The following is a 15,807-nucleotide window of genomic DNA, read 5'->3' as shown; positions in this document are numbered from 1 at the left end:
TTATCTACCTAAAAACTTCTATTTACTATAATTTTATAACTGTTAATACTTAAAATATAAGTTAAATACTGTAATTGTTGAATCAAAAGTATTTAGCTAAAAAAATTGTACTTCAAAAATCATTATATTATACCGAAAATACTATGAAGGCTATAAAGGAAATTGCAAAAAAAATTATCAAATTCCACCCTCAATCTGATGTTAAACCACTTCAAAACTTGGTTCATGTAGGTTCAGAACATCACGGCTATAAAGTTCCTGATGGCTTTCTAAATAAAGATTCTGTATGTTATTGCATTGGGGCTGGTGAGGATATTTCTTTTGATACTGAACTGAAAGTTTTATACGATTCAAAGATTTTCATTTTCGATCCAATGCCTGAGGGTATTAATTATTTTATTAAGCTCAAAGAATTTGTTGCAAGAGGTGAGACCTTTGGTGTTTTTGATGATGAAAACTTTATGTATCGGGCAACTGCCAAACAATTGGATGAAATCAAATACGTTAATAGAGGTGTTTGGGACGAAAATACGGTATTGAAGTTTTATGCGCCAAAATTAGATAACTACATCTCCCATTCTGTTTATCTTTTTCAAGATTCTGGAGAGTATATAGAGGCGCCAGTAGACCGCTTATCGAATTTTATGAAAGAATTTAACCACAAAACGGTTGATTTAGTAAAAATTGAAATAGAAGGTGCAGAATATACAGTGATTGATACAATAGTTAAAGACAAGCTTGATATCAAAGTAATTTGTATAGAATTTGACGAAGTTTATCACGCAAAGGGCTTATCTCATAAAATGAGAATTAAAAAATCGTGCAGCCAGCTTCTAAAAGCAGGCTATGTTTTAGTTCATTCTACCTACATGATGAAACGAACGTTTGTACGAAAAGATGTTTACGAATTATTAAAATCAAAAGAGTAAACTTTTAATTCGGGTTAATTGAAAAGCGATTAAGATTTTCTTTGCGATTTTTCCCAAGCTGCACTTTGGTTTTTACGATAAAAACGAATAATTCCTGCCACTACTGCATAATTCATTACGCAAAAATAATATGGGATAAAGAATGCCTTTATCCTTATATTTTTTCTTTCGAAAAACATACCTAATAAACTTAATGCATAAAATAAAATTTGTGCGATAAGTACAGCTTTATAGAAAAAAAAATCTGTTTTACAGACAATAATTACATTAAGTATTAATGCAGCAATTAGTAGAAAAGGTGTAACAGTCCACCTTAAAACGCGGTGAGATAAGTATTGAAAAGTTAATACAGGGTAATAAAAAGGATTGGCAGCTTTTTTAAGTCTTAATATCGATTGTATCCCTCCTGCGGCGATTCTAACTTTTCTTTTTAACTCTTCCTTTGTATTGGCTGAGGCTGTTTCCATTGCATAAGCTTCAGGCTCATAAGCTATTAAATAGCCATTTTCTGCAATTCTCATTGCAATCATGTGGTCGTCTATAATTGTATCACTTTCTACAGGTTGATATAACTTTGTTCTAATACTAAATAATTCTCCAGCTGCACCTACATTAGAGTATAATTCGTAATCCCACTTCTTTAATAACGATTCATATTTCCAGTAAAACCCCTCACCCGCTGAACTCGCATCGGCAAGTTCCTCTACCATAATTCTTTTCTCGCCCGCAACTGCACCTACCTTTTCGTTTTGGTAATGTTTTACTAATTCTTTTATTGCCGTTTTATTAAGAAAGGTATTTGCATCAGTAAAAACGATAATTTCATTGGCGACAGATGGCATTGCTCTTTTAATAGCAGCCATTTTACCAGTTCTTAAATCTTTATGAAGAAGCAAAACATTTTGGTGTAATGCAATCTTAGCTGGTGTAGAATCTGAAGAACCATCTGTAATAAATATAATTTGAGTTTTATCTTTTGGATAATCCAGCTCCAGTGTATTTTTAATTTTCTCTTCTATAATGTTCTCTTCGTTATAAGCCGCTATTAATATCGTTACCGTTGGCAATTCTGCATTATCACTAAATGAAAAGCGCTTTTTAAAGACTCTTTTTATACGCACCAGAAAAAACAACACAAAACCATAACCTACAAAAGTGTAGATAATTACGAATAAAGAAATCCAGAAAGCTATAATCATTGGAATGTTTTAAATTTTAAAACCTAAGTTTTTACTGTTTTTAGAATTCTTAAAGTTCCAAAATAAGCCTTTAAAGGTCCATTTTATTAAATCTTTTCTACCTTTTAAGAATTGTGTTATTACCTGTTTGCTACAAGCTATTAAAATATAATAAATACTAAATATTAAAGTATTAAAAGTAGAGGTGTTTCGTCTTATAAACAACATTCGATTGCGTGTCATGAAATAAGTTTTGATAGCACTCTCTTTACCTACGCTAATCGATTCTTTGTGGTAAATTTTAGTTTTACCGGTAAACCAAATCTTTTTTCCAGCCTTTTTAAATCTTTCGCACCAGTCTAATTCCTCGTAATACAGAAAAAATTCATCTGCCATCAAACCAACAGTTGCAAGATCTGCCCTACGACACATCATAGCAGCACCATGGCAATATCCAGTTTCTCTACTATTTACAGCATACTGCTCTTTATCAATTTCCATAAAACCTATTGCGCTGTTTCTGCAAGTTTTATAATTCATATTTGTAAAACCAGCATACTGAATGGTATCAGGTTTATCAAAGTATAAAATTAAAGGAGAAACTATTCCAATTTGGGGATTTTCTTCCATTTCAGAAACTAGGGAATCGATTAAATTGGCTGTAATTTCGGTATCGTTATTTAGCAGTAGTAAATATTTGCCAGTTGCCACTTTAATACCAAGATTATTTCCCCCGGCAAAACCTAAATTCTTTTCCGATCGGATATATACAAGCTCGGGTAAGATCTGCTTATACTCTTGCTCGTATTGTTCTTTGCTTCCATTATCAACAAAAATAACTTCTACGTTAAAATTTGAAGGATAAGATTTTATCGATTTTAAAAAATCAATATTAACCTCATGCTGATTGAAATTAACTGTAATGATGGAGACCGTATTCATTTATATGTAAAAATAGTAATCCAATCCTATACTTCTGCATTTACAGGATATAAATCTTGTTTATTATCTATACCAATAATAACAAACAGAATTTCGAAACTTTTATTTAATTAATGTATTAAGGATTTTTTATAGTTGCTGGAGGATAAAGCGTATACGCAAATGGATTTGGTACTGGGCTTTTATAAGGGCTATATTGACCAAGATACCTCACTTCTTTACTTTCGTCCATTTTATTTATAAAGAAATCTGTTGAAAGTAAATAATATTTAATTAGTTCTTTAAGATGATTAGATTTTTCCCAGTTGACGTTAAGGTAATACATTGTTTTGAATTTCATCCTCGAAACAGCATCATTGCTATTTTGAAAATAATCATCTACATACTTAATAACGCTTCCGGGTTCTAACTTAAGGTATTTGAGTTCCTTTTCGATTAATAAAACCGCATATTTTTTAACCGAGCCTGAAACAAAATATACCGATGCCGGAATTACTACCGCTCCGGTTGCTACTCCAGTTAAAAACAAAAACTTTCTACGATTCATATTAAAATGTCTTATCAGCCGCAAATAAAGATAATGCGGATAGTGTGAGTGTGGGGTTTGATGCACTATATGTTGTAAACGCACCAGCTCCTAAAACCATTAAATTTCTGTATTTATGATGCATAAGATGCTTATCGACAACGCCAAGTAATGGATCACTACTCATTCTTGTACCCCCAATTATATGTCCTTCATTTGGAAATGGCTCTAAATACTCCAATTTTTCAACTGGTAGGCAAGATAAAATACCCGGAAGTTTCTCTTTCATATTTTCAATCGCCTTCAAAGTATATGGAGATCTTTCAACATGGTGTACATCAGGAACTAGTTTATTTGAAGTTTTATTTACATAATTAACATTTAAAGGAACATCTTCAAATAGCAATCTTATGCTTGCAATGTTTAAATACTTCCCTCTTTCTAATCGTATATAATAAGGGGCATTACTTACCTCCATCAAGCAAGCGGCGTAATCCTTTCTATGATCACCATCGTACAACATGTAGCCATTAGCGTTTACCCATGTACTTCCACCAGCATTACTCATTCCATCTAAGTAAATAAGGACCTGCATTCCTAACTGCTCGCCAACCCCTTTTCCCAATAAACTTGATGTATCTCCAGCATTTAAAAGGATATTCGAATTAAAAAATGGATTTGCCCCTAAAACAATTAATTCTCCTCCAATACTTTTCTCTTTTCCATCCTGAATAAAATAAACTTTTTTTACAACGTTATTAGCGATTTCTAAACTATAAACCTGAGCACCATAAACCAGTTCTACGCGTTCATCTTCATAAACGCCTATTTTAGAATTTTCTATTGTAAACTTTGCGTTAACAGGACAAGTGTCACAAGTACTCGAAGTCATACATTGATTACGCCCTTCAGTAGCTCTACTTGCTCTTGCGGTAGGTTGGCTTATGTACTTGTTGCCGTAGGTTTTATGTAAAATTTTATCTACTAAACTAAACTCATGCGCAGGCAAAGGATATTTTCCAGTTCTTGGAAATGGGGTTCCTTCTGGCCCAGAAACATGCATTAAATCTTCGGCTTCGTAATAGTATTGGTCCAAATCATTATAATCTATGGGCCAATCTTGTTCTATACCATACAATGATTTCATTTTAAAATCAGTTGGCATAAAACGCGGTGTACAGCCCCACCAGCAATTAGAGCAACCACCTAAGCCTGTTGTAAAAGGCCATTTTTTATACGGACTTAAATTATTGATGGCCTTTTCCCAAGGCTCTTCATATTTCTGATATGGTGATTCTTCGCCCCTTTTTGTCTTTAAGCGCTCTTCGTGTGGATAAAAATGCCCCCTTTCTAAAACTAGTACCTCTTTATCTTTACCAACCTTTGAGAGATATTTCTTTAAAAAAAAACTCGAGGCAAAACCAGTACCCACAACAACTAAATCATAAAAATCTCTTTTCATTGCAACAACTTAAGACTTATGAATTAATAATTATTTGCATTTTTTAAGAACCAATGCAACCATGGAATATCGATAAACATTAATGTGCAAAGTAATGCTGTAAATAAAACCAGGTATAACATAAACCATTTTCTGGTATATAGTTTTTCCGAACCTTGTACCGGAGAATCGTTTAATAAACCGATTTTTAAGTACCATGAGAATAGCAAAGCAAAAAACGGGAAACTAACCAATAATTCAATTCTATCTTTTACCAGAAAAATACCCATAAAAAAGGCACAGGTAATTGCATAAAAAAACATGGATACCAAAAGACTATTCTCGGTATAAAACTTAAACGATTTGCGATATAAACCTGCTACATGAGGATTATCGATAAGCCTAAACTCAGCAAAACGTTTAGTTGCCATTAAAAATGCTCCCCCCATCCAGTAAGCAATAATTATACTAACTGGCGGAAAAGTATTTATCCAGTTTAAATCCCATTTACTGTTTGGAATACCTAAAGCTGGACTAAAAATAAACCAACCTGCAGCAAATCTAATCGGGTTATTTATAGATTCAGATAATACGTCCATAAAAACTCTATCCTTGCTTCTAAATGGTTTAACATTATACATTACTCCCATGAATAACAGAAAAGCAGCTACAAATAAAAACTTTATTGAAACCAAAAACCCGCACAATAAGCCAATAATTGCAAGTATTGTATATTCGGTATAAACTATTTTAGGATTTATAATTGAAACTACCGACGAACGTTTGCTTTTTAAAGGGTGGTATTTATCAAAACTAGCATCCAAATACTCATTAATTACATAATTAGCTGATGCGACAAGGCAAATACTTATCAGGCCAAAAATAATTTTAAATATAAGCTCCAAATTAAATGGCGTATGAAATATAGATAACGCAAAGAGCATTCCTGGTACCATAAAAAGGTTTTTAACCCAATTATCTGGTCGAGCAATTGCTACGTACTCTTTTAGTTTAGCTGGCCTCAGCTCCGTCTGTACTGTATCGTCTGATGATGAGGGATCATTAGGTAACGTGATTTTGTCTATCATAATATTTCGACTTAATTTAAATTAAGCCAGTTTGTTTGAGAGTGATTTATAAAAATTATCTTTTGCTTGTTCCTTATCAACTAATAAAAATGGAATACCTGCTTGTTCGGCGCATAAACCATCCAATTCCTGTCTATCTCCTATAAATAAACATTTGTTTTTATCTACTATGTTAAGTTTTGATAAAATGTAGTTTAAACCGTTGGGTAGTGGTTTCATTGCATTTATATTCTCATCGGTAGAGCTTACCAGTAAAGCGGCGGCTAAATTCATGCTTTCTAACTTTAACTTAGAATCGTAATCTGAATATATTGCGGTTAAAATACCATTCTGCTCTAATTTGGAAAAGAAAGAATTTACTCCCGGGTACGTAGATTCTTTAAGGTATTTGATTGGGAAATTAAAAATCCACTTATTTACAACTTCTTTAATTCTGCTTACTGGTAGGTTGATTTTTGTAGCACACCAGTTGTATTGCTCCTCCTGAAGGTTGTCTATTTGCTGACCAGCTTTTTTCTCCCGTTCTTTTCTAAAATGATATACTATTAGTAAATCCTTAAATTTCCAGGGCCTTAAAATATAGTATCTGATTAATTCCACTAACATTTTTTTTCTTAATTTAGATTGATCATATAATGTTCCATCTACATCAAAAATGACTAGTTTTATGTTATCCAGGTATATATTTTTCACAGAAGGTATTAATTACAGTAAAATTATTAAAAAATCCGATATTGCGAAGCGTTAGCCTTAAATAATGTACTTATCAGATAGTAAAAATAAAGTTTATACCAGTAGCTCTAGTACAATAATATTCTATGCTATTTTCGTACTAGGTTTAGCTTTAAGAATATTCCATCTTATCTATAATCGCTCTTTATGGATGGATGAAGTTTATTTATCAACGAGTTTGGTAAAGATGAGCTATAAAGAAATTATTTCAACGCCACTATACTACCAGCAAAAAGCACCTATCGGCTTTTTATTAACGGTTAAATTTTTCGTTAATCAATTTGGAAACAAAGAAATATATCTTAGAATTTTTCCTTTAATTTCGGGTATTGCATCCATGCTTTTGTTTATTACTGTATCGCAATATTTTCTTAAAAATCAGGCAGCTCTATTAGCTTCTAGTATTTTTTGCCTTTCACCAGCATTAATTTATCATAGCGTAGAAATAAAACAATATTCTACCGAATTACTAGGTACTCTGTTAGCGCTTTTTTTATTCATTAAGTTTAAAGAAAAAAACGATATAAAAAGCTTACTGCTCTGGGGAATTAGCGGAGCTATTATCTTATGGTTTTCTTATGCTTCGATATTTGTGTTTGCAGGTATTGGTATAGGATTAAGTATATATAACTTATTCAAAAAAAACTGGAATATCTTCTTTATATCTTTAATACCTTTCTCCATATGGTTAATTAGTTTTGTTACTAACTATCTTCTTTTTACACACAAACATGCAGAATCTGAATGGATAGCCTACTGGTTTAGGGCTTATGATAATTTCATGCCTTTTCCTCCAAAATCTATAACTGATTTGAAATGGTTTGCCATTAGTATTTACAGGATGCTTGACTATCCACTAGGATTGCTATGGAATTTTAGTGCCATAACAAAATACCAGGCTTTAAACATGCTTCTGAAAATGCCAATGCTGCCGATTATATTGTTGGTAGTTGGACTTTACACCGTAATTAAGAAAAAAAATGCAGAAACTTCCTTAATTCTGCTTATCCCAATAATTTTAATGTTTTTAGCTTCAGGGCTAGAATTATATCCACTTACAGAAAGGTTTTGGGTTTTCATTTCACCAATTTTCATCATCATAATATCTTTTGGCTTCGAATACTTGAGCTTAAAATTTAAATCAAAAGCATTATCAATAATTTTGTTTGCATTATTAATTACTGGACCAGTATTTGGTTCAATTTATAGCATTGTAAGTCCTGAAAAATTTTATATCCACAAAAAATCATTTCAAAGAGAGGCGTTACTCTATTTAGACAAAAATTACGCAAAAAATGATGCCGTATATATTTACTGGAATAATTTACCTGGATTTAAACTGTATTATGAAATGTACAATTTCAAGTATAATGCAATTGAAGGAACTGACCAGAGAAATAATTCAAAAAATTATAAAGAATATTACCAGAATCTTCAAAGCGACTTTAATAAATTCTCAAATAATAAACGTGTATGGGTAGTTTATAATACACAATTCTTAACCGATATTGGAGATAGGATTGATACACCTAAATGGTACTACACAAAAGATTTAAATCCCACCAATCATTTATTAAACGAACTTTTTAAAAATTACAAGCCTATAAAAAAATATGCTACGAAAGACGTAAGCTTATATTTATTAGAATTGAAACAAAGAAAATAATAAATTAAGTGTATTTTTAACATTTAATAGTTAATTACTTTTATAGTAACCTCTTCACTCCTCAAATATGCGCATTGCACATATCGTTATGACTCATAAAAATCCGGCTCAATTGGCTAGATTAATAAAAAGCTTACAGCATAAAGATTTTGATTTTTATATACACCTGGATAAGAAAATCTCAATTGATGATTTCCTCTTCTTAGAAAAAATGGATCAGGTTTTTTTTATTAGAAACAGAATTAAATGTAACTGGGGTGGGTGGAATTTTACTCAAGGAATAATAAATTGTATAAATGAAATAATATCCTTAAATAAGAACTATAATTTCATTAATTTATTAAGCGCACAAGATTACCCAATAAGCTCTGTAACAGAGATTCATAATTATTTAAGCGAAAGACCTTCGCAAAATTTTATAAACTTTGCCCCTGACAATTCCGATTGGTGGGCAGCAGCACCCGAACGCTATGAAAAATACCATCTTACTGACGTAAACATAAGTGGGAAGTATTTTTTCCAAAGAATGATTAATAAAATTTTACCTAAGAGAAAATTTCCAGAAAACCTAAAATTGTATGGAGGAAGTGATTCTTCATGGTGGACATTAAGTGGCGACTGCGCCCAACATGTTGCTGAAATGGTAACTAAAAACAAGAAACTAAACAATTTTTTAAAATATTGTTGGGGAACTGATGAGTTTATAATTGCAACATTAGTTATGAATTCTGATTTTAAAAATAAAACCAATAACAATAATTTACGTTATATAGATTGGTCAGAAGGAAATGCACATCCTAAAATGCTTAAAATAGAAGATTATTCGAATCTAAAATCATCAACCATGCATTTCGCAAGAAAATTTGATACAGAAATTGATGAGGTAATTCTTGATAAAATAGACAAAGAACTTATTTCCTAAACAGGCTACATTAAAAACAACTCTTAAAAAAATTAAATGAAAATAAGTGTATTAACACCTTCCTATAATTCAGGCAAATACATTCAAAGAGCAATTGATAGTGTTCTTAATCAGAGCTACACTAATTATGAACATATTATTGCAGATGGAGGCTCGACTGATGATACCATTGAAATTGTAAAAAAACACAATAAAATTATTTACGTTTCTGAAAAAGATAAAGGCCAGTCGGATGCGATGAACAAAGCTTTTAAGATGAGCGATGGTGATATTATTGTTTACCTAAATGCAGATGACGAATTCAGCCCAGGAGCGTTTGAAAAAATTGTTGATGCCTTTAAAAAGGATGCAAAAGCAGATATGGTTGTTGGCGATTTAATTTTTACTACCGATGAGGAAAGTATTAAACGTGTTCCATCAAAAAAGTATCGACATATCTTGCAGTATTGGTTGAATGTATTTCCTAATAACCCCATAAGTTATTTTTATAAGCGAAAAGTACAAGAAAAAATAGGTCATTTCCCTGTAGATGATCATTACGCGATGGATATATGGTTTCTTTTACGCGTTTATAAAGATTTTAAAATCGTAAAAATTAACGAAATACTAGGAATCTTTCATTCGGATGGAATGAATAAAACTGCAGTAGCTGATACTGGGTATCATTTACATCAAACAATAAAACAGCATTTATTTAAGGAAAATCCTCTAATGATTCCCTATTTCTATTCTAAACTAGCTATAGTTAAATTGAAATACCTATTTAGGCAAGTAAAGTAACCATATATAAGATTATTTAAGAGAATGCCCAAAGACTGAAAAGTATATTAATCACTTTAAAATTAACAGGGAATGTTTTTCTTATGGAAATCAACCTGTTAAATATCTTATTAATCTGAATCAAAGAATTTTCCAGTGAGTTTTTAAACTTATTACTTTCAAAATCTTTTCCTGCATAAACATCTTCTAATGCCTGCAAAATATCTTCTTTTTTTGATGGGTTAATATAAATTGCATTTTCACCCAAGCTTTCTCTATGGCCAGGAAAATCGGTACAAATTACGGGGCATCCTAATGCTTGTGCTTCCAAAAGCGGCATATTTGTTGGTCCCATAAATGTTGGCATAACCAAAGAAATTGCATTTTTATAAAATACGTTTAACTCCTCATTGGTAACAAAGCCGCCGAAAATAACTTTCTGCTCAATACCTAAACCTTTCACTAATTCTTTAATATAAGGTAAGTTGCCTTTATTGCTACCTGGCAGTAACAACTTAACATCTTGGTGTTTCCGACCAAATTCTTCAAATGCTAAAATTAAATTATAATGGTTTTTATGCGCCCAAAACTGAGATGGGTAAAGAAAGAATTCTGTTTTTTTAATTTTAAACTTATCAAGTATTGTTTTTTCTTCAGCCTCTTCAACCTTCAAATTCACCATGTTTCCAGCAAACATAGGAACAACGAATACTTTATTTGGGTTAATATTTTTATATGAACAAAGCTCCTTTTTACCTGCTTCAGATTCGCACATTATTGCAAAAGCTTTTTGCAAATACCTTCTATAGAACAATTCTCTAAATTCATACTCATCATTGTACATTACTTCAGGAAAAGCAAATGTACTTTTATGGCCAATATCCCAATGAGTTATTACGGTAGGATAGTTTAAATCGTTGTAATAAGGTGTTAAAGAATAGATTAAATCAATTTCATTTTCAACAAGTTTATTTTTGATTTCCTCGTTAAACCTAAGCAGATAAGATTTTTGGATTTTAATCGCTAAAGGGAAATAATTTATTCCTCTTAATTTTGAAATCATGTTGAGAATGGAGAAAAACGTATGTTTTCTTTTCATGATTTTATCAATATTAAAAAGAAGGCTTTTCTCAGGAGCTGATGGATCAATTGTTTTTCCAACAGCAATAAATACAAACTCTAAATTCGCATCGAATTTATAATCTGCAATCCCTTCAACTAATGTATTGTAGTAGGAATGAGCTCCGCCTTCTTCTTTTTTATAATTTTCTAATAAAACTCCTACTTTTAACCTATTAATATGCATGCTCAATAACATCTACAACTCTTAGTAATTCTTCTTCGGTTATTCCTAAACCCGATGGCAGGTAAAATCCATTTCTTGCCATTTTCTCGGCATTGATGTATTTGTCTTCAGCAAACAACCCCATTTCTTTAAAAACAGGTTGTTCGTGCATGCACCAGAAAAATGGTCGAGTTGCTATTTTGTTTTCACTTAAAACATTAACAATCCTATTCTTTTCTTCCTCGGTAGGTGCTACCAAGCCAAAAACCCAATAAATGTTATGCGCATAGGATGTACTTATCTCTGGTAAAAGAAACCCTTTAATCTTTAAAAATTGTAGTTTTTCATTATAAATATGGCCTATTCTTCTTTTTTTTACTAAAAAAGAATCAATTTGCTCTAGTTGAGCTAAACCTAATGCGGCCTGAAGGTTTGTCATTCTGTAGTTCCAACCTATTTCATGATGTATAAATCTTGGCCCATCAGGTTCGAAGCAAAGATTTCTTAGCTTTTTACATCTTTTTGCCAATCCATCATCATTTGTTAAAATCATGCCCCCTTCGCCTGTTGTAATGTGTTTATTGGGATAGAAACTGAAAATAGAGATATCGCCAAATGAACCACACATTTTACCGTGATAGGTTTGTCCATGCATTTCTGCTGCATCTTCAATAATTTTCAGATTGTATTTTTTCGCCAAATCAATAATTGGATTCAAATCTACAGGTAGCCCATAAATATGAACGATAAGTATCGCTTTTGTTTTATTAGTTATCTTAGATTCAATTTCTGAAACATCCATGTTCCAGGTAACAGGATCACTATCAACCAAAACAGGTATAGCGCCCGCAGTTACAACTGATTGTGCGGGAGAAATTATGGTGAAGCTAGGCATGATAACTTCATCACCCTTACCAATATTTAAGGCTTTAATCGCTATATCTAAAGCGGCAGAGCCATTACTAACTGCTATACCATGATTTTGTCCGATATATTCAGAAAATTTATTTTCAAATTTAGTAATAAAGGGGCCTTCGCTGCTAATCCAACCTGTGGTTATGCATTCCGTTACATACTTTAATTCATTTCCTTCGAGAAGAGGAACATTAACGGGGATAAAATTCATGAGAGCAAATTACATTAATTATTATTCTGATAATAGCTTTTAGCTATATTAAAATATTGTGGGAGTTATTCCTAATTATAAGCTTAATCGACTTTAAATCTAACTTTGTCCTCGTCGCCAATATACGGTCCCTGTTTAATTTCTATCATTTCTGTATCTTCTAACATTTCGAAACCATGTCCTCCGTTTGCCAGCAATATTACATCACCCTTTTCTAAAATTCTATGTTCTAAATATTTTTGATCGTCATCGTAAAAGTTAATTAAAACTTTACCGGTTTTAATATAGAGGACCTCTTGAGTGAGCGTAACTTTCCTTTCGACAATTCGGTGAATATGGGGCTCGATGATATAGCCTTTATTTCTATTCATGTACCCCAATTGCTGAGAAAAATCTCCAGGAGTAAAAAAAGCTATACCATCAGACTTATAATTAGCCCTAATAATTATAGCTAAAAGGGTGCTATTATGCTCAATTTTTTCAATCATTACTAAAAAATAGGAGTGTTTAATTTAAAATATTCTCGGCAATTTACCTACTTTAAGTTTAAAAGAAAAATAAGCTTTGGTAACTTTAGTGAGAGGTTTTGTAACAGCGCTTCACATATCAAGTTAGCTTTTTGAGAATCAACCATATAAGAACTAATGTAGAATTAGCTACTGCGTATTTTTTAACCTACAAAAATTAAAATAATTGCAGTTTAAATATTTTTTTTCGATTTTCCAACAATTTCATTTAAAATTGCATCAATAATCATACATGATCTGTAGCAAAAACACAGATAAACAAAGCAAAACATACATTATCAGCAAATTAAGAAGACTTTTGATTTTTGAAATTTGTTTGTAATTTTAATGTCATAAAATAAAATTACAACTTACCAGAATAATAAAAAATTCCCTTTGGGAATAAGGCCTCAGTGTATGATAACGGTATATTTCTATTACAATCACACTTACCCAAATAAATAACCCTAAATAGTGATATATAGAGATATATATTAATATGTATAATATTCATTACAATTGTCGTTTAAGAAGGAACAAACAATTTATCACTTATATTTAAAGATATTTAATGAAAAGATTTCAAAAAATGCAATTCATCGTTTTCGTGCTGATTATCTTGTTCGCTGCTTGCAAGAAAAATAATACTGCAGCCGATCAAACAACAGAAACTCCAGTTAGTACAACACCACCAACAACCTCAAACCCTATTGCAGTTACACCTTCTTATGAAATTGGAACTGGTTCAGGAAACTTAACAATTGATGGCAAATCTTTAGATTTAACCAAAATTAAATTAATTAAAGTTAAAGCAGGAACCTATAAAACAATTACTGTTTTAAATATCGCAGGTACAGTTGATCAACCAGTCTTAATTAAAAACAACGGACAGGTTAACATTTCTGAATCTTTGATTACTGACAATATCAGTAACCTTCAAATTACCGGAGATTATACCGCTGGTATTACTTATGGCTTTAGCTTTACTAATATTGGCTATAGAGCGATTAGCTTACACGGTAAAATGAGTGGCTTAACTTTGAAAAACATGAGTTTCAAAAACGTTAACGATTATACCATTTCTGGTGACAGCGGTAACGATAATAACTTAAAATATGCTGGTACAGCTGCTACAAGAACTGAAGGCTTTAAAATTTTAAATTGCCTGTTTGATAACGCTGGTGCAATAACTTTTGGCGGAAACCTGAACAAAGATTCGGGAGAAGACAGTGGTTTCTTTAAAGATGTTGAAATTGCGTACAATACTTTCCAAAATACAAATGTTGGAAGTTTATGTTCTTTCACAAATGTTCAGGATTACAACATCCATCATAATGTTGTAAACAACGTTAATCCTTCTAACAATAACCATAATGGGATATTCTCAATGCAGGGTAATGGTAAATTCCATGATAACAAATGCACAAACTATCAAGGAAACTCTATAAGAATGTGGTTATATTCTAGAGGATCAACTCCAGCAACAAACGAAATTTACAATAACATTTGTTTCAACACAAGAAAATACGGAGGTTTTGAATTACAAGCTTTCGATAGAAACATGTATCCTGGTAAAACGACATTTGCGAATGCTAAAGTGTATAATAACACAGTTGGTCAAATGAATACTTCTAAAGATTGGGAAGGTCAGGTGTTAGATTTATACAATACTGGTGGTACACTTGAGTTTTACAACAATTTAGGTTTTAACTTATTTAGTAGCACTAAAACAGTAACAAACATGATTAACAACATGAGTGATACTAAAATTATTAAAGAAGAAAACAACAAATATACTACACAGTCTAGCGCTATTAGCGATTTAACAGGATTCGTATCATTATTAACTGGAATAGGAGCATCTTTATCTTTATAAAGAGAACTAATCCTAAATCGAGTAGGCAGATAGGGATTATGTCCCTATCTGCTCCTCTCACACTTTACGTGCCGTTCGGCATACGGCGGTTCATTAAACATTAACAGTCTTCAGAGATTTATTACCTCTATCAAACTTAGTAAGCCTGCTTTCTTTAAAGCTTTATTATTGAGCGTTCACTTGAATATTGGATTATGGGCTATTCTCCAGTAGCCTCTCCGGGTATTACCCCACTGATAGGCTGAGTGAGATTTTGCACCTAGACTTTCCAATTGAAATATTTTTGTCTTAAGCGTCGTTATAAACATAAAACCGACTGACTTTATTGGTGTACATTATTCATTTTTACATGAGTTGATTTCAAAGCTCCTTATCTACATTGGAGCGGAGTAATAATGGTTTCTGTCTGCGATCTTTTAAGCCATAATACTCCTCCAATAAACTGATTGAACGAAGTTTGGATCAGGCTCAACCATACGCATGATTACTAAATCAAGGAGAAAGTTGTTTTGCTCACGAATGTAAAAAGATTATAGTTGCAAGGTTGAAAAACATAATCACAGGCAAGGAAATAACTATCAGAGTGTATTCAAAGAGAGAAATTTTAAAAATAATAGAGAAATTAAATTTGCTGACCTAATTTGGACAAGTCAGTAAAAAATATTCCCCTTGATATCGAAATTAAATCCCTACAGTAGGAGATACAACAAGGTTCAAAATATCGTAAAAAAAGAGGCTGTCTCAAAAAGGCAGTCTCTTTTTTGTGGAAAAAAAATTAATTTTCGTCCTGTTTAAATTTGATTTATTTCACTGAATTTCAGATATTTAAGT

14 protein-coding genes are annotated in these 15,807 nt (G+C 31.8%); 5 read left to right on the top strand and 9 right to left on the bottom strand.

Annotated features, from left to right (window positions below; genetic code table 11):
* The first annotated feature begins 77 nt into the window (after positions 1–77).
* The gene (locus ACFOUY_RS14015) at positions 78–929 is read left to right on the top strand and encodes an FkbM family methyltransferase (RefSeq protein ID WP_378961458.1); all 852 of its coding nucleotides are present in this window, start codon (positions 78–80) and stop codon (positions 927–929) included.
* 29 nt (positions 930–958) lie between these two features.
* Here ACFOUY_RS14015 and ACFOUY_RS14010 read toward each other — a convergent pair whose 3' ends face one another.
* The 6 genes from ACFOUY_RS14010 to ACFOUY_RS13985 all read right to left on the bottom strand — a co-directional run bounded on the left by ACFOUY_RS14010 (position 959) and on the right by ACFOUY_RS13985 (position 6,797).
* Positions 959–2,128, bottom strand: coding sequence for a glycosyltransferase family 2 protein (locus ACFOUY_RS14010; RefSeq protein WP_378961457.1), 1,170 nt, complete (start codon positions 2,126–2,128; stop codon positions 959–961).
* Positions 2,129–2,137: 9 nt separating this feature from the next.
* The gene (locus ACFOUY_RS14005; RefSeq protein ID WP_378961456.1) at positions 2,138–3,049 is read right to left on the bottom strand and encodes a glycosyltransferase family 2 protein; all 912 of its coding nucleotides are present in this window, start codon (positions 3,047–3,049) and stop codon (positions 2,138–2,140) included.
* Between the two features lie 118 nt (positions 3,050–3,167).
* Positions 3,168–3,596: a hypothetical protein gene (locus ACFOUY_RS14000; protein WP_378961455.1), complete on the bottom strand. Its 429-nt coding sequence runs from the start codon at positions 3,594–3,596 to the stop codon at positions 3,168–3,170.
* A gap of 1 nt (position 3,597) precedes the next feature.
* On the bottom strand, positions 3,598–5,037 hold the full coding sequence (locus ACFOUY_RS13995) for a GMC oxidoreductase (protein ID WP_378961454.1): 1,440 nt from the start codon (positions 5,035–5,037) through the stop codon (positions 3,598–3,600).
* Between the two features lie 23 nt (positions 5,038–5,060).
* Positions 5,061–6,104 (bottom strand): UbiA prenyltransferase family protein, encoded by a 1,044-nt coding sequence (locus ACFOUY_RS13990; protein ID WP_378961453.1) that lies wholly within the window; start codon positions 6,102–6,104, stop codon positions 5,061–5,063.
* A 21-nt stretch (positions 6,105–6,125) separates the two neighbouring features.
* A complete protein-coding gene (locus ACFOUY_RS13985) occupies positions 6,126–6,797 on the bottom strand; it encodes an HAD family hydrolase (protein ID WP_378961452.1) in 672 nt (223 codons plus the stop codon).
* Between the two features lie 64 nt (positions 6,798–6,861).
* Between ACFOUY_RS13985 and ACFOUY_RS13980 the strand changes: the two genes are divergently transcribed.
* The 3 genes from ACFOUY_RS13980 to ACFOUY_RS13970 all read left to right on the top strand — a co-directional run bounded on the left by ACFOUY_RS13980 (position 6,862) and on the right by ACFOUY_RS13970 (position 10,204).
* Positions 6,862–8,502 (top strand): hypothetical protein, encoded by a 1,641-nt coding sequence (locus tag ACFOUY_RS13980; RefSeq protein WP_378961451.1) that lies wholly within the window; start codon positions 6,862–6,864, stop codon positions 8,500–8,502.
* Positions 8,503–8,569: 67 nt separating this feature from the next.
* The gene (locus tag ACFOUY_RS13975; RefSeq protein WP_378961450.1) at positions 8,570–9,424 is read left to right on the top strand and encodes a beta-1,6-N-acetylglucosaminyltransferase; all 855 of its coding nucleotides are present in this window, start codon (positions 8,570–8,572) and stop codon (positions 9,422–9,424) included.
* Between the two features lie 36 nt (positions 9,425–9,460).
* Complete coding sequence (locus tag ACFOUY_RS13970) at positions 9,461–10,204, top strand: glycosyltransferase family 2 protein (protein WP_378961449.1); 744 nt, start codon at positions 9,461–9,463, stop codon at positions 10,202–10,204.
* Between the two features lie 16 nt (positions 10,205–10,220).
* Here the strand turns inward: ACFOUY_RS13970 and ACFOUY_RS13965 are convergent, their stop codons facing one another.
* The 3 genes from ACFOUY_RS13965 to ACFOUY_RS13955 all read right to left on the bottom strand — a co-directional run bounded on the left by ACFOUY_RS13965 (position 10,221) and on the right by ACFOUY_RS13955 (position 13,082).
* Complete coding sequence (locus ACFOUY_RS13965; RefSeq protein ID WP_378961448.1) at positions 10,221–11,489, bottom strand: glycosyltransferase family 4 protein; 1,269 nt, start codon at positions 11,487–11,489, stop codon at positions 10,221–10,223.
* Entirely contained in the window at positions 11,479–12,594 is a 1,116-nt protein-coding gene (locus ACFOUY_RS13960; protein WP_378961447.1) for a DegT/DnrJ/EryC1/StrS family aminotransferase, read from the bottom strand. The genes ACFOUY_RS13965 and ACFOUY_RS13960 overlap by 11 nt, the downstream gene beginning before the upstream one ends.
* An 83-nt stretch (positions 12,595–12,677) precedes the next feature.
* Positions 12,678–13,082: a cupin domain-containing protein gene (locus tag ACFOUY_RS13955; protein ID WP_378961446.1), complete on the bottom strand. Its 405-nt coding sequence runs from the start codon at positions 13,080–13,082 to the stop codon at positions 12,678–12,680.
* A gap of 589 nt (positions 13,083–13,671) precedes the next feature.
* Here ACFOUY_RS13955 and ACFOUY_RS13950 point away from each other — a divergent pair.
* On the top strand, positions 13,672–14,976 hold the full coding sequence (locus ACFOUY_RS13950; protein ID WP_378961445.1) for a hypothetical protein: 1,305 nt from the start codon (positions 13,672–13,674) through the stop codon (positions 14,974–14,976).
* Positions 14,977–15,807 lie beyond the last annotated feature (831 nt).

It is taken from the genome of Pedobacter jamesrossensis, from assembly GCF_042650905.1.
GTDB classification, from domain to species: domain Bacteria; phylum Bacteroidota; class Bacteroidia; order Sphingobacteriales; family Sphingobacteriaceae; genus Pedobacter; species Pedobacter jamesrossensis.
This window is presented reverse-complemented; position numbering and strand designations above follow the sequence as displayed.

Bases quoted from the DNA above. Each gene is read 5' to 3' on its own strand.
- ACFOUY_RS14010 (WP_378961457.1), bottom strand. From the start codon at position 2,128: ATGATTATAGCTTTCTGGATTTCTTTATTCGTAATTATCTACACTTTT.
- ACFOUY_RS14005 (WP_378961456.1), bottom strand. From the start codon at position 3,049: ATGAATACGGTCTCCATCATTACAGTTAATTTCAATCAGCATGAGGTT.
- ACFOUY_RS14000 (WP_378961455.1), bottom strand. From the start codon at position 3,596: ATGAATCGTAGAAAGTTTTTGTTTTTAACTGGAGTAGCAACCGGAGCG.
- ACFOUY_RS13995 (WP_378961454.1), bottom strand. From the start codon at position 5,037: ATGAAAAGAGATTTTTATGATTTAGTTGTTGTGGGTACTGGTTTTGCC.
- ACFOUY_RS13990 (WP_378961453.1), bottom strand. From the start codon at position 6,104: ATGATAGACAAAATCACGTTACCTAATGATCCCTCATCATCAGACGAT.
- ACFOUY_RS13980 (WP_378961451.1), top strand. From the start codon at position 6,862: ATGTACTTATCAGATAGTAAAAATAAAGTTTATACCAGTAGCTCTAGT.
- ACFOUY_RS13975 (WP_378961450.1), top strand. From the start codon at position 8,570: ATGCGCATTGCACATATCGTTATGACTCATAAAAATCCGGCTCAATTG.
- ACFOUY_RS13970 (WP_378961449.1), top strand. From the start codon at position 9,461: ATGAAAATAAGTGTATTAACACCTTCCTATAATTCAGGCAAATACATT.
- ACFOUY_RS13965 (WP_378961448.1), bottom strand. From the start codon at position 11,489: ATGCATATTAATAGGTTAAAAGTAGGAGTTTTATTAGAAAATTATAAA.
- ACFOUY_RS13960 (WP_378961447.1), bottom strand. From the start codon at position 12,594: ATGAATTTTATCCCCGTTAATGTTCCTCTTCTCGAAGGAAATGAATTA.
- ACFOUY_RS13955 (WP_378961446.1), bottom strand. From the start codon at position 13,082: ATGATTGAAAAAATTGAGCATAATAGCACCCTTTTAGCTATAATTATT.
- ACFOUY_RS13950 (WP_378961445.1), top strand. From the start codon at position 13,672: ATGAAAAGATTTCAAAAAATGCAATTCATCGTTTTCGTGCTGATTATC.